The organism is Furfurilactobacillus curtus (assembly GCF_045862785.1).
Taxonomy (GTDB): Bacteria; Bacillota; Bacilli; order Lactobacillales; family Lactobacillaceae; genus Furfurilactobacillus; species Furfurilactobacillus curtus.
The window spans coordinates 580968-594683 of record NZ_BQXO01000001.1 but is presented as its reverse complement, the minus strand read 5'-3'; the positions used below and the strand labels follow the sequence as shown (position 1 = coordinate 594683).

Genomic DNA, 13716 nt, shown 5'->3' with positions numbered 1-13716 from the left:
GTGATTAAGCAATGGGGTCAAATAAGACGCAGACGCCTTCTGGAACTGCTACGTCTTTTTGTAACAAGCTGAGCTGCCCAGTCGTTGCGTTACGTTGGTACAACGTTGCATTATCAGTGTTTTGATTGACAGCAACGATGAAACGTTGTGAAGGGTCTAAATCAAAGTCACGAGGAAAGTCGCCCTCCGTACTAATTTGTTGGCGTAAAGATAACAAGCCATCCTCACCGACAGCAAAACCAGCGATGGTATTAAAACCCCGGTTGCTGACATAGACAAATTGACCGTCAGCGGAAATCCGAATGGCAGCGGCGCCATTGTGGGCGGTCCAATCATTAGGAATGGTCGACAAAGTTTGTAAGTGAGTAAATGTGCCATTTGCAGCATCGTAGTGCAGTACAGAGATTTCACTACTTAGTTCACCAGCTAAGTAAGCTAATGGTTTTGTTGGATGAAAAACAATGTGGCGCGGACCAAATCCGGCAGTTGTATCAAAAGTGGAAACTAACGTCAGTTTGCCAGCGTCACTGACGTTGTAAATCATGACTTGATCTAGGCCGAGATCACAAACGACTAATCGATGATCGGGAGTCAAATTAGTGAAGTGAACGTGCGGGCCATCGGCTTGTTCAGGTTTCGGGCCAACGGTGCCATGGTGGGTAATGATATCAGCCACCTTGAGTGAGCCATCTGGTTGAATGGTCAAACTTTTAACGGTACCCATGTGGTAGTTTCCCTCATAAACGAGCTGGCGTTTTTCATCCACAGCTTCATAGGCTGCACTTGAACCGTCACTGAAGACATGATTGAGCAAGGTAGCGGGCGTCGTGGATAAATCAAAGGCCGAGGTACCACCGGTATGCGCGTTGGCATCTTTGTCAACGGTATACAAACGATTGGCCGCTGAACGGGCCAAATAAGTCGGGCTATCTGCGTGAGCAACCAAGATTGGCGCGGATAGCCGACCAGTGTCGAGATCAAGGCTCATCTGGTAAACGCCTTGACTACTTTTCTTGGTATATGTACCGACAAAAAAATGTTCTTGCATGATTAGTTTGCTCCTCTTTTTTGAATCGGATGATTGTGTTGATATGAACAACCGGCCCCAGTATAGCATAGTTCGGGTTAATTCGAGCAGGTGAAAACGACCGTGTCACACGCAAGTGATGGGTATGCTATACTTCATTCAACAACTTACTTTGCGCCTGTCGCAGAGTTTTATTGAGGTGAATGTGATGACCAATCAGAAGCCACCGATACGTCCCCGCTTGTTTAGTGAAGCAGGGGCCAAACGGCTCATTTTGAATTTAACCATTATTTTATTGAGCCTGCTGATTTTGTGGTTGCTGAGTCAAGTGAATTGGCTCTTTACACCAATCAGACAATTTTTAAGTATTGTCGGTGGTCCCCTTGTCTTAGCAGGGGTGTTTTATTATTTAATGAACCCTTTGGTTGATCGACTGGAGTCCAGTCGATACCGTGTTCACAGAGCTTGGACCACGATTGGGTTATTTATCTTATTATTAGCGTTGATCGTGTGGGGGGCCTTGTCGCTGATCCCGGTAATTCAACGACAACTTAATGACCTGTTGATTAACTGGCCTCGTTACTGGCAGAATGTCGTGAACTCCACCACATCTTGGTGGCAGGATCCGAGTTTTAAGTGGCTGCGTGGCATTTTGAATCAATACGATGATCAACTGAAAAAGAGTTTTAGTGGTTTGATTAAAAGTACCGCAACTTCGACTGTTGGTGGGCTAGGCGGCGTGTTTAGTCGCGTTAGCACGATTTTAATTGCCCTCGTGACTTTTCCGTTTATTTTATGGTATATGTTATTGGATGGTCATCAATTACCTAAAGCGATCGCTAAATTCCTCCCCAATCGTTTACAACCGTCCTTTCTAGCGGTGCTGAAAGAAATTAACGACCAAGTGGCAAACTATATTCGTGGGCAATTAACCGTGGCTTTTTTTGTCGCTTTGATGTTCTATGTAGGTTATTTAATCATTGGTTTAAAATTTGCGTTAACCTTAGGAATCGTGGCCGGAATTTTAAACCTTATTCCCTATTTAGGTTCTTTTTTGGCGATGATTCCCTCTGTTGTAGTGGGGGCATTTGTGTCGCCATGGATGCTCGTTCAAGTCTTGATTGTATTTGCGATTGAACAGACAATTGAAGGACGTTTGATTTCGCCCCTTGTTTTGGGACAAAGCCTTAAGATTCATCCGGTGACGATTATCATTGTCCTATTGGCTTCAGGTAAAATATTCGGAGTTCTGGGCGTGATCTTCGGTGTGCCGGGGTATGCAGTATTAAAGGTCATTATCGCGCACTTGTATCAATACTGGCGGGCTCAGGCACAATGGTTTAAAGATGATCAGGGAATGTTTACACAGGCATCAAAGCAGACCACAGATAACTCAACGGGAATTAAATAACCATTTAAATGAAGATTGGATTAATTATTATTATGAAGAAAATCGATTGGGGCGCCCAGTTTGTGGCACAACATTTGTCACTATTTGCCTGTCCAGTATGTCATCAGCCTTATCAACATGTCGAAAATCATACGGTTAGCTGTGCAAACGGTCATTCCCTAGATTTTAATCGGCGCGGGAGTCTATACTTTTTGCCGCATGCGGTCACAACCGAATATGATTCAGCTATGCTGGCTGCTCGGCGCAAAATGTTGACGGCAGGGCTGTTCCAGCCATTGGTGAAAGCGATTAATGATCAGCTGCCTACTGGTTCTCAAACAATCCTCGACGTGGGCACTGGTGAGGGGACGCCGCTGGCACAGCTGGATGAGCTTCGACAGCAAACCGACGATACATTGATCGGCTTTGACCTGTCAAAAGATGGCATCAACTTAGCAACTCAATTAACAACAAAGGCATTTTTTTGTGTCGCTGATTTGGCTAAGTTACCCTTTACAAATCAGCAGTTTGACGCTGTGATCGAGCTTTTTTCACCCTCTGCTTATAGTGAATTTGAGCGAATTTTAAAACCAGGCGGGCGGATTGTTAAGATCGTGCCCAATCGTGACTATTTGGTAGAACTACGGCACGCACTTTATGAACCAGCAGCCCCGCAGTTTCAATACGATAATCAGCGAGTAGTGGCTTTATTTAAGGAACACTATCCATTGATGACCGTGACACCGATTCATTATCAATTTGCGATTGGGCCGGATAAAATCGCAGATATGATGGCGATGACGCCACTAAGTTGGGGGAGCGACGATTTGCATCGGCAGACCTTATTAACCCGCCCAGTGACAGCTGTTACCGTGGATGTGAGTGTCTTGACTGTTCGAGTGTAATGGGGCGACTTTGCCTATTATTGGTCGATACCAAAGCGAATGTAGTGCGGTAGACTGGGATTTTCGGTATTGCCTGAATAGTGGTGAAGTGATAGGATGCTTATGGAATCATTTGATCGTCGATATCGTCCTTATCGGCGTTAGTGGCGGTCAGATTCGGACTTCATTAACGTAGCGTCTCGCTGTATGCTAATACCGAGATGACTGCGTTTTTATTTTCAAATTAATTGACAGAGTAAGGAGACTGCTTGTGACGAATCACATTGCTTTATTTGAACCATTAATGCCGGCCAATACAGGCAACATTGCGCGGACTTGTGCGGGTACGGATACCGCCTTACATTTGATTAAACCGCTGGGCTTTTCAACGGATGATGCCCATTTAAAACGAGCTGGGTTAGACTATTGGGATAAAGTTGACATCACTTATCATGACAATCTGCCAGCCTTTATGGCAGCAATTCCAGCTAACGACGAACTTTTTCTCGTTTCTAAATTTGCTCAAAAAACATATGTTGACCCGGATTATACCAATGCTGATCATGATTATTGGTTTTTATTTGGTAAAGAAACGACTGGTCTACCGGAACCGTTCATGCGGCAACATCCAGACCAAGCGATTAGGATTCCCCAAGATGATCGGCACATTCGTGCCTTGAATCTTTCAAACTCGGCCGCTATCGTTATCTATGAAGTGATGCGTCAGCAGCAATTCAATCATTTGGAACAAACGCACTGGTATCCAAATGATAAATTGAAATAAGTCGAATTAAAGGCAATGAGAGGAGGCCTCTTTTGACGGCACGAAAAAAAACAGCTCGCCGATCGCCACGTTCATCACCCAAAAAACGACCATCGTCCAGAAAGCCAACAAGTCATAAAACAGTTTCGGTATATAAATGGCACATATTCGGTTTCACCATCGCGTTTTTGGCTTTATTAGCTGTGCTTCGATTAGGGGCAGCAGGGATCTTTTTTGCCAATGTGTTGGCCGTCCTAGTCGGGAATACAAATCAGTTTGCGGCAATCCTAGTTTTGATCGTCGGCGCGATCTTGATGGTAACTGGTCAGTTGCCACGAATACCGAAAAAGCAATGGAGTGGCGGCAGTCTAGTTTACTTAGGTCTGTTATTGTTCGATCATCTGCGCTTATTTATTGCTTTAAACTATCATGCGCACTTTGCAGCACTAACTTGGGGCATGATTGGTGATAATTTCAAGGCTGGCACGCTGACAACTGATGTCGGTGGTGGGATGATTGGGGCGTACTTATATGAAGTAACGGAGCGCTTAACGGCCAATTTAGGCACCGCGATTTTATCGGCAATCCTTATCTTTGTCGGTGGATTACTTTTGTTTAATATTCCCTTTGCGACTGTCGGCAACGGTTTACAGAATGGCTGGCGCCGGCTAATTCGCGGGTTAAAATGGTGCCAAGGCTGGTTGAGTCACTTTATTCATCAGGCGGTGTCTACCACGGCAACGCCTGACCAACCGGTTGCTAAGCCGTCATCGCAATCACCTGATCATGATTTGCCGGTAGCTGGCGAATCTATGGCCGTCAGACCAGTCGAAAAGCCAACCAGGCCAGTCGATGGGTCACCAAAAACAACGACGGTAATAAGTCCACAACCACCAAAAATCACCGTTGCCGCTGATCAAGCGGCATCTGAGCCGACGGTTGCTCAAGAAGCGTTAGACTTAGGCGATCCAACGGCTGATTTAAGTGATTATCAGTTGCCAACTGCTGCGTTACTGACGAAAATCCCTCCCACCGACCAAACGAACGAGCTTAATGCGATTGAGTTGAATTCCCAAACCTTGCAACAAACGTTAGCAAGTTTTGGAGTCGAAGCAGAAGTCAAAAATGTTAATTTGGGTCCCTCTGTGACGAAATATGAATTACATCCGGCGATCGGGGTCAAGGTTTCAAAGATCGTTAATTTAGCCGATGATCTAGCTTTGGCATTAGCAGCGAAAGACATTCGAATTGAGGCGCCAATACCTGGTAAATCGTTGATTGGAATTGAGGTGCCTAATCGCGAAATCTCAACAGTCAGTTTTCGTGATGTGGTCGAACATGAACCAGCCCATCCCAATCATGTGCTAACCGTACCGTTAGGGCGTGACGTGACGGGTAATATTGTGATGTGTGACCTCACGAAAATGCCCCATTTGCTGATCGCTGGGTCCACCGGATCCGGTAAATCTGTGGCGATTAACGGCATTATTACGAGTTTGTTGATGCAGGCCAAACCTGATCAAGTTAAGTTCATGCTGATTGATCCAAAACGAGTGGAATTGTCCGTTTATAATGATATTCCACACTTGCTGACTCCAGTAGTCTCTGAACCCAAGCGAGCTGCCAAAGCTTTGCATAAGGTTGTGGACGAAATGACGCGACGCTACGAGTTGTTTGCTAATTTTGGGGTGCGTAATATTGATGGCTATAACAAACTCGCTGAACAAAATAATGCGACGAGCGATGTGGCCCAGCCGAAATTGCCCTATGTTGTCGCTATCGTGGATGAATTGGCCGACTTGATGATGACTGTTTCTTCTGAAGTGGAAGATGCAATTATCCGAATTGCCCAAATGGGGCGGGCTGCCGGTATTCATATGATTCTCGCCACTCAACGACCGTCGGTTGATGTTATTACAGGCTTAATTAAAGCTAATGTGCCTTCACGTATCGCATTTGCTGTGTCAAGTGGTATCGATTCCCGAACGATTTTAGACAGCAATGGTGCTGAGAAGTTATTGGGCCGTGGTGACATGTTGTATCAGCCAATTGATCAAAACAAACCGACTCGTGTTCAAGGCGAGTTTATTTCGGACAAGGACGTCGCGGCCGTGGTTAGTTTCATTAAAGATCAGCAAACTGCTGAGTATGATGACAAAATGGTGGTTAGCGATGCCGAGATAAACGACTCGGACGATGGTGCGCAAGGCGATGATCTCGATGAATTGTATGATCAGGCAGTGACGTTTGTACAAGAACAGCAAAAAGCCTCGACCTCATTATTACAGCGTCGTTTTCGAATTGGTTATAATCGAGCGGCACGCATGATTGATGATATGCAGGCGCGTGGCATTGTCGGCCCTGCGGATGGCTCTAGGCCACGGCAAGTCTATCAACAGCCGCCAAGCGACCAAGCTTAATTAATTGTCAGCCGATAAACTGGTTGAAGTGGAACCTGACTTCGAGTTGAAAGTGAGCAAAAAAATATGTCCGTCTTCTGAAATTTCGGAAGACGGACATATTTTTTAGCGGTGTAATAAAACTTCAAGGTTCGTTTCACTCAGCTTCCTTTACGCTTGGGTGGAAAGTGCCTGGCCCTGGAGCGAGTTAGCTTAAAAGCTCAATCCGTGATCAATCATGGGTTATTTAAAAAAGATTGAGGGGTTGCAGGGCTGCAAGAACGACACCACCGAGGGTCAAGACGATCATCACCCAAACCACGATCATGGTTAATTTTTCAAATCCACTACGTTTCTTTTTTCCCCGCATAACAATCAATCGCTCCTTAAAAAATTTATCTTTTATGGTAACGTGTTCCTGCTCAAAGTACAAGCCCGTTTACCAGATTAAAACCAGTTTCGGCGGCGCAACATGGCCGCCGTGATCAAAGAAGCCACAATGATGATGCTCATCACAAAAGCAAAAGCGTGTGCGGCATGGGCGAATGGTAAGGCAACATTCATACCGTAAATACCGCCGACAATGGTAGGAATTGTCATGATCAACGTCACGGAAGTAAGTAGTTTCATCACTTCGTTAAGATTGTTAGATACCACGGCTGAAACCATGTCACTATACTGAGCTAAAATGCTGCTCTGAATGGTGGTCATTTTTTGTGCCTGATCAGTTTCATTTAAAATTTGTGCCAGTAGCTCTTGGAAATGAGGGCCATTAAAATAATCCGGCGCTGCAGCGATTGCTTTTAAGACTGGTCGATTATCGGACAGGGCACTTTTAAATAAAACAAGTGACTTTTGCATCGCCATGATCTGATAAATTTGGTCATTATCCGTGGCAGTCGTGAGACTGCGTTCAAGGCGCTTTGTTTCTTGTTCACTTAAAGTCAGGGCATGAACGAATGCGTGCGCAATGTACCAACCGAAGCGCAGCACGAAATCTTGACGATCGGTAAGATCAAGATTCTTCGACCCTGTGTTCATGATGAGGTCATGAATAAAACTGGCTGGTTGATTTGCAATGGTAATGACTGCAGAGTCAGTTAGGATGAATGAGAATGGCCACGTCGCAAAGCTTAAATAACCGAGTGGACTTGTTGCATACTTGGGAAATTGTAAAAGTAGATGGAGGGGACGCTGGGGGCGAGCTGGATCAATGCCATCGACACGGGAGCTTTCACGATTATCTAAAATCGCGGAAATATCGGTTTCAGGAAAATCATAGCGGTCGGCAAGAAATTTAATTTCTGCGTGGGTCGGTTGCACCACGTTAATCCAGCAATCGGTGGTGGGTGCATTAACGGATACCAGTCGACCGGCGTTGTCGTTCTCGTAATAATCAATCATAATTGAGTCCTTTTTAGGGTGGGCCCCTGGTTCATTGTTAAGATGGAGTAAATGCTCATTGACCACGTCATTCTAGGCGTTTTACCAATGCATTTCAAACTCGGTTCAAGTATACTAAGTGGCAGTTAATTGAAAAAAGAAGGTGCTCCCTTGGTTAATCAAGTCATTATCCCGGTGCTATTGTTAGTCGTGATTTACGTGGCATTATTGGCACTTAGACGGATCACGCATCGCTTCTGGCCGTCCTTTATCCATCCGCTGGACGGTTTACTGCCCGCGTTAATCATCTTAAGTGCGTTACAAATTAACCGTCAAACGGTAATGCCTGTTTTATTATGGATTGTGATGTTGTGGTTGGTAATCGGCCTATTGCTTAGCTGGCGGACATTTCAAGGACGTCACCCGATTCCGTACGGGCAATTTGCCTTGCTTTACTGGCGGGTCAGTGACCTTTTTTGGATTGTGATTTATGGTTTGAGTACAGCTTGGTTATTAATTTGAATTAAATATAGCAATCGAATGTCCCACCATTCACCACCGATCAGTTCGTGACAATAAATCCCGTTGTCACGGACTTTTTTTGTATAAAAATTTAGAAACGGTAACAAAATGTCGATATTTTTGGAATGAAGTGGTAGGAAGTGGGGGATTGTGGTAATATTTTTTATAGCGAGAGTAGGCGGACGCTAACCCTAGATTTTTAGCGGGTTTGTATGGAATAGTCGCAAGGGAGGTGAGCTACCAATGTTCATGGGTGAATTTCAGCATAACGTGGACGATAAAGGGCGGCTTATCATTCCAGCCAAATTTCGTAATCAGCTTGGTGATCAATTTATGGTGACACGTGGTTTGGATGGGTGCCTGTTTGGTTATCCCATGGCACAGTGGCAGGCCTTAGTTGATAAGACGCAAGCGTTGTCCTTAACCAAGCGTGATGCTCGGGCCTTTGCTCGTTTTTTGTTTGCTGGTGCCACTGAATGTGAGTTCGATAAACAGGGCCGTATTAATATTCCTGGACCATTACGCGAACATGCAAAGCTGGATAAAGCCTGTGTCATTGTCGGCGTTTCAGAACGGTTTGAAATTTGGTCGGCGTCCCAATGGGTTCAATATAACGAACAAACAGGTGCCAATATTGATGAAATTTCCGAAGCAATGGGTGATTTCGACTTCTAGGCAATTATTTTAAAACGATGCTTATCGTTAGAGAGGTGGTTAATCACATGGCAGAATTTGAACATGTAACAGTGCTGTTAAATGAAGCAGTTGCTGGATTAGCCATCAAGCCAACGGGCGTGTATGTCGATTGCACTTTGGGTGGTGGCGGGCACTCAGCTAAAATTTTGGAACAATTAACCACCGGTCATCTCTTTGCTTTAGATCAGGATGAAACTGCATTGGCATATAATCGCGAACATTTAGCCACCGCCATCGATCAACATCGTGTCACACTAATCAAAGCGAATTTTCGTGATTTAACGGCAGTATTGACGGATCATGATGTGCATCAAGTTGATGGTATCTTGTATGATCTGGGAGTCAGTTCGCCGCAATTTGACGACGCCAAACGTGGTTTCAGTTATCGTCTTGATGCACCGTTAGATATGCGCATGGATCAGGAACAATCGTTAAGCGCGATGACCGTGGTCAATGAATGGTCTTATCAGGATCTGGTTCGTATTCTATATCGATATGGTGAAGAAAAATTTGCGAAGCCAATTGCCAGACATATTGAGCAACAGCGCGCCCAAGCACCGATTACCACGACTTTGCAACTAGCAGAACTTGTTAAAACGGCGATTCCGGCTGCTGCTCGGCGTCATGGCGGTCATCCCGCCAAGAAAACCTTTCAAGCAATTCGGATTGCAGTCAATGATGAATTAGGCGCATTAGAAGCTTCATTGGAGCAAGCCTTAGCCTTACTCAAGCCAGGCGGCCGGATTAGTTGTATTACATTTCAGTCACTGGAGGACCGTCTCGTCAAGACAATGTTCCGTGAGCAAACGTCTTTACCGGAGTTGCCTGCGGGATTACCGGTGATTCCGGAAGCGGTCAAACCGAAATTTCATCTTGTGACCAAGAAGCCAATCGAAGCAACTGCTGCAGAATTAGCGACCAATCATCGAGCACATAGTGCCAAGTTGCGAATTATCGAGCACAACTAAGCGATTGATCGGTTGACGATTGTTTTAACATTTATGATCACTGTCAATACATAGGTAAGGATGTATGTGAATATGGCTCAAAATCTTGCACAAACTCAACCACGATTAAATCCGGATGTCGTGACGGCTCGGCCACAAACTCAGCCCAGGGCACAACCTGCCAGTAAGGCGAAAACGCACGGACTACCCATTTCAGGATTTGAAATCGTATTAGCAGCAATTTGTGGTATTGTAATTGTATGTTTTGCGGTGAATATCATTCATTCGCGCATTGCGATTACAAATGCGCAGAGCAGCTTACAAACGACGCAGACGCAACTCAAGCAGGTTAATAATGCCAATGCGTCGGCCACTCAAGAAATCAGCGAACTCTCCAGTCGCTCACGTCTTGATGCCGTTGCGGCCAAGCATGGGCTGACTTTAAACAGCCAAAACATAAGGAATGTTAGCAAATAATGAATAAAGATCCTAAGCGAATGTCCAGTTCAGATAGCACCCGTCGTAATCGGCAACATTTTGGTAATGCATTGTTGATTGCCACCATGGCGGTGTTTCTGTTATTGGGCATTCGTTTTGTTTACATTGCTGTGGCAAAGCAAGTGCAGCATGTCAGTTTATCCAAACAAACGCAGGCATTGTACACGGAACAGCAGACAGTGCACGCGAAACGAGGCACAATTTTTGACGCGGATGGGAATCCAATTGCAATGGATACCAACACGTACACGGTCTATGCCGTCTTGAATAAGAGCCAGGTTTCAATGTCAGGCAAGCCACTTTACGTGACAAATAAAGCTAAGGTAGCTCAAGTATTGAGTAAAGCGCTGCATGTGGATGAGCAGCAAATTATGAAGGCATTGAATCCGGAAAGTAAGGGTGCCTTTCAGGTGGAATTTGGTGCGGCTGGGAAGAACCTATCAATTGCGACCAAGCAAACCATCGAAAAGGCTCATTTAAGTGGGATTGATTTCACGACGCAAAGTGCGCGGCTCTATCCAAATGGGACATTTGCGAGTCACTTAATTGGCTATGCACAACCCACAACGCTTGCCAATGGAGCTAGTTCATTGGTTGGAAAAATGGGCATTGAGCAACAACTTAACCGTCTGTTGACCGGTACCAATGGGGTTAAGCAGCTGAAACACGACTCTCAAGGAAATACATTGCCTAATTCTCAGCGGAACCCTCGCAAAGTCAAGAATGGGGATAATGTTTATACGACTTTGAACCCTGATTTGCAGAATTTGTTGGAAAATCAAATGCAAATTTTATACAGTAAGTTGCAGCCAAAGAACATGGTAGCCATCTTAATGGATACCAAAACGGGGGCCATTCTAGCGGCGACGCAACGGCCAACTTTTAATGCGTCAACGATGCAAGGATTAAGTGATGAATGGAATGATTTACTGGTTTCTGATCCGTATGAACCTGGATCGACAATGAAGGGAATTTCATTGGCGGCGTCCATTGACTCAGGTCATTTTAACGGTAATGCGACCTACCAATCAGGACGCTATCAAATCGGGGATTCAATTGTTCCAGACTGGAATCCGGCTGGTTGGGGCGTAATCACTTATTCGAAAGGATTTGATCTTTCTAGTAACGTTGCGATGGCCCATTTGGAACAACAAATGGGTGCTAGCACTTGGCAAAAATACATTAAGCGATTCAAATTTTTAAAGTCCACCAATAGTGGTCTGCCTGGTGAAGCGGCCGGCAGCATGCAGTTTGCTCAGCCGATTGAACAAGCTAATACGGCTTTTGGCCAAGGAATTACAGTAACACCGATGCAGTTGATGCAAGCCTATACTGCCATTACTGGCGATGGTACGATGATTAAGCCATATTATATTCGCAAGATTGTGGATCCTAATACTGGTAAAGTTGTCCAGCAAGGTAAACGGACGGTCGTTGGGCATCCGATCAGCGCGGATACCGCCAAACAGGTGCGTTCGCATATGACGGACTACGTTTATAAATCATATGGAATGGGAAAAGACTTCAAAATCTCTGGCTATAAAGTGGCCGCCAAAACAGGCACGGCTCAAGTGGTTGGCAGTAATGGACAATATATGGATGGCATGGATTCGACATTGAATTCTGTCATTGGCATGGTGCCTGCTAGTAACCCCCGCTATCTCATGTATGTCACAGTAAATCAACCTAAGCAGGTGCCTGAAAAGACCATTACCCAGTGGGAAAATGATGTCTTTAGTCCAGTCATGACTGCTGCTTTGGCCATGAATAAACACACAGCTCTACCTAGCAAGGCGACGACAGCAACCATTCCTAAATTGACTGGTAAATCTGTTGATGAGGCAAAACAAGCACTCACTGATGAATCGATGACTCCGATTGTGGTTGGTGATGGCGCGAAAATTACGGCACAGTTGCCGACTGCTGGTAGCCAATCATTAACCAACCAACGCGTCTTCTTACGAGCTGGTGATAATATGACGATGGTGGATATGACTGGTTGGTCGATGGGCGATGTTTTACAGTTTGGCAAGTTAACTGGGATTTCAATTCGAACGTCAGGGAGCGGGTTCGCCAGCGCACAAAGTTTGCCAGCCGGGAAAACTTTGCAGGCAAATGAACCAGTCACCGTTAAGTTCAAATAAAGAGAATGTTTTGAAAGTAGGGTAATTAAGTATGCAACTAGGTTTGTGGATTGGTTCATCGGGAATGGCATTTGTCATCACAGCTTTATGCTTACCGGGCTTAATTCGGTATTTTCGCGCACACGGAGAAGGCCAAACAATTTGGGAAAAAGGCTTGAGTTGGCACGAAAAGAAGAACGGAACGCCGACGATGGGCGGCTTGATGTTTATCGTGGCGACCGTGATTACTGTGCTAGGTGTTGGCCTTTGGCAACGTGTGCTAAATGGTAGTGCTGGGATTTTGCTGTTCACCTTAGTGTTTTATGGTTTATTGGGCATGTGGGACGACTCAATTAAGGTTTTTGAGCGCCAAAATGACGGCCTAAAGGCTTGGCAAAAGATGTTGGGCCAAATCGTGGGGGCCATCATTTTTATGTTAGTCCTAGGTCATGAAGGCTTTTCAACGAGTCTTCACGTACCTTTACTGGGCAATTTGTCATTAGGTGTCGGCTATATTATCTTTGCCATTATTTGGTTGATCGGCTTTTCAAACGCGGTTAACTTAACCGATGGGTTAGATGGCCTAGCAACCGGCTTGTCAATTATTGCTTTCTTCGGTTATGCGTTGATTGCACAGCACCAACATCAAAGCGGGGTACAAATTTTTTGCCTCGCGGTAGTTGGTGCGCTGGTGGCATTTTTGCTCTGGAATCACAAGCCGGCAAAAATATTTATGGGCGATATGGGGTCGTTAGCACTCGGTGGGTCATTAGCGGCAGTTGCCATTTTATTGCACCACGAATTATCCTTGCTTTGGGTTGGCGGCGTGTTTGTAATTGAAACGGCCACTGTCATCATTCAAGTAAGCTACTTTCGCTTAACCCATGGCAAACGCCTCTTTAAAATGACACCCATTCATCATCAATTTGAATTAGATGGCTGGGGAGAATGGCGTATTGATTTAACCTTTTGGGCTGTGGGTGCCTTCTTGGCTGTGACCGGTGTATGGGCCATGTGGTAACCCTGCATTTTTGGTGAATCGGTCGTTAATCACAAATAATTCGATAATTTCGAAAATAGAAAA

General features: G+C 45.2%; 13 protein-coding genes. 10 read left to right on the top strand and 3 right to left on the bottom strand.

The genetic code is table 11. The features are described 5' to 3' along the window. Window positions 1–4 precede the first annotated feature (4 nt). Window positions 5–1048 (bottom strand): lactonase family protein, encoded by a 1044-nt coding sequence (locus ACKTR2_RS03035; protein ID WP_407882552.1) that lies wholly within the window; start codon window positions 1046–1048, stop codon window positions 5–7. A gap of 187 nt (window positions 1049–1235) precedes the next feature. Between ACKTR2_RS03035 and ACKTR2_RS03030 the strand changes: the two genes are divergently transcribed. The 4 genes from ACKTR2_RS03030 to ACKTR2_RS03015 all read left to right on the top strand — a co-directional run bounded on the left by ACKTR2_RS03030 (window position 1236) and on the right by ACKTR2_RS03015 (window position 6484). Next, window positions 1236–2438: an AI-2E family transporter gene (locus ACKTR2_RS03030; RefSeq protein ID WP_407882551.1), complete on the top strand. Its 1203-nt coding sequence runs from the start codon at window positions 1236–1238 to the stop codon at window positions 2436–2438. Between the two features lie 32 nt (window positions 2439–2470). Beyond that, a complete protein-coding gene (locus tag ACKTR2_RS03025; protein WP_407882550.1) occupies window positions 2471–3322 on the top strand; it encodes a methyltransferase domain-containing protein in 852 nt (283 codons plus the stop codon). Window positions 3323–3572: 250 nt separating this feature from the next. Further along, entirely contained in the window at window positions 3573–4085 is a 513-nt protein-coding gene (locus ACKTR2_RS03020; RefSeq protein ID WP_407882549.1) for a tRNA (cytidine(34)-2'-O)-methyltransferase, read from the top strand. 32 nt (window positions 4086–4117) lie between these two features. Next, on the top strand, window positions 4118–6484 hold the full coding sequence (locus ACKTR2_RS03015; RefSeq protein WP_407882548.1) for an FtsK/SpoIIIE family DNA translocase: 2367 nt from the start codon (window positions 4118–4120) through the stop codon (window positions 6482–6484). Window positions 6485–6710: 226 nt separating this feature from the next. Here ACKTR2_RS03015 and ACKTR2_RS03010 read toward each other — a convergent pair whose 3' ends face one another. Both ACKTR2_RS03010 and ACKTR2_RS03005 read right to left on the bottom strand, forming a co-directional pair. After that, window positions 6711–6833, bottom strand: coding sequence for a DUF4044 domain-containing protein (locus ACKTR2_RS03010; RefSeq protein WP_407882547.1), 123 nt, complete (start codon window positions 6831–6833; stop codon window positions 6711–6713). 77 nt (window positions 6834–6910) lie between these two features. Beyond that, complete coding sequence (locus tag ACKTR2_RS03005) at window positions 6911–7867, bottom strand: magnesium transporter CorA family protein (protein WP_407882546.1); 957 nt, start codon at window positions 7865–7867, stop codon at window positions 6911–6913. A 129-nt stretch (window positions 7868–7996) separates the two neighbouring features. On the opposite strand from ACKTR2_RS03005, the gene ACKTR2_RS03000 reads away from it, so the two are divergent. The 6 genes from ACKTR2_RS03000 (at window position 7997) to mraY (ending at window position 13653) form a co-directional block, all read left to right on the top strand. Continuing rightward, window positions 7997–8368 carry a DUF3397 family protein gene (locus ACKTR2_RS03000; RefSeq protein ID WP_407882545.1) on the top strand — a complete coding sequence of 124 codons (372 nt, stop codon included), beginning with the start codon at window positions 7997–7999 and terminating at the stop codon, window positions 8366–8368. Between the two features lie 243 nt (window positions 8369–8611). Next, window positions 8612–9043: a division/cell wall cluster transcriptional repressor MraZ gene (gene mraZ / locus ACKTR2_RS02995; RefSeq protein WP_407882544.1), complete on the top strand. Its 432-nt coding sequence runs from the start codon at window positions 8612–8614 to the stop codon at window positions 9041–9043. A 47-nt stretch (window positions 9044–9090) separates the two neighbouring features. Next, entirely contained in the window at window positions 9091–10032 is a 942-nt protein-coding gene (gene rsmH, locus ACKTR2_RS02990; RefSeq protein ID WP_407882543.1) for a 16S rRNA (cytosine(1402)-N(4))-methyltransferase RsmH, read from the top strand. A gap of 72 nt (window positions 10033–10104) precedes the next feature. Next, a complete protein-coding gene (gene ftsL / locus ACKTR2_RS02985) occupies window positions 10105–10488 on the top strand; it encodes a cell division protein FtsL (RefSeq protein ID WP_407882542.1) in 384 nt (127 codons plus the stop codon). Continuing rightward, window positions 10488–12653: a penicillin-binding transpeptidase domain-containing protein gene (locus ACKTR2_RS02980; protein WP_407882541.1), complete on the top strand. Its 2166-nt coding sequence runs from the start codon at window positions 10488–10490 to the stop codon at window positions 12651–12653. Before ftsL ends, ACKTR2_RS02980 begins: the two co-directional genes overlap by 1 nt. A gap of 31 nt (window positions 12654–12684) precedes the next feature. After that, a complete protein-coding gene (mraY, locus tag ACKTR2_RS02975; RefSeq protein WP_407882540.1) occupies window positions 12685–13653 on the top strand; it encodes a phospho-N-acetylmuramoyl-pentapeptide-transferase in 969 nt (322 codons plus the stop codon). The last annotated feature ends 63 nt before the right edge of the window (window positions 13654–13716 follow it).

What these genes read in the sequence shown, in the direction of transcription:
- ACKTR2_RS03010 (WP_407882547.1), bottom strand. Translation starts at nt 6,833, where the DNA reads ATGCGGGGAAAAAAGAAACGTAGTGGATTTGAAAAATTAACCATGATC.
- mraZ (WP_407882544.1), top strand. Translation starts at nt 8,612, where the DNA reads ATGTTCATGGGTGAATTTCAGCATAACGTGGACGATAAAGGGCGGCTT.
- ACKTR2_RS03030 (WP_407882551.1), top strand. Translation starts at nt 1,236, where the DNA reads ATGACCAATCAGAAGCCACCGATACGTCCCCGCTTGTTTAGTGAAGCA.
- ACKTR2_RS03035 (WP_407882552.1), bottom strand. Translation starts at nt 1,048, where the DNA reads ATGCAAGAACATTTTTTTGTCGGTACATATACCAAGAAAAGTAGTCAA.
- ftsL (WP_407882542.1), top strand. Translation starts at nt 10,105, where the DNA reads ATGGCTCAAAATCTTGCACAAACTCAACCACGATTAAATCCGGATGTC.
- ACKTR2_RS03025 (WP_407882550.1), top strand. Translation starts at nt 2,471, where the DNA reads ATGAAGAAAATCGATTGGGGCGCCCAGTTTGTGGCACAACATTTGTCA.
- ACKTR2_RS03005 (WP_407882546.1), bottom strand. Translation starts at nt 7,867, where the DNA reads ATGATTGATTATTACGAGAACGACAACGCCGGTCGACTGGTATCCGTT.
- rsmH (WP_407882543.1), top strand. Translation starts at nt 9,091, where the DNA reads ATGGCAGAATTTGAACATGTAACAGTGCTGTTAAATGAAGCAGTTGCT.
- ACKTR2_RS02980 (WP_407882541.1), top strand. Translation starts at nt 10,488, where the DNA reads ATGAATAAAGATCCTAAGCGAATGTCCAGTTCAGATAGCACCCGTCGT.
- mraY (WP_407882540.1), top strand. Translation starts at nt 12,685, where the DNA reads ATGCAACTAGGTTTGTGGATTGGTTCATCGGGAATGGCATTTGTCATC.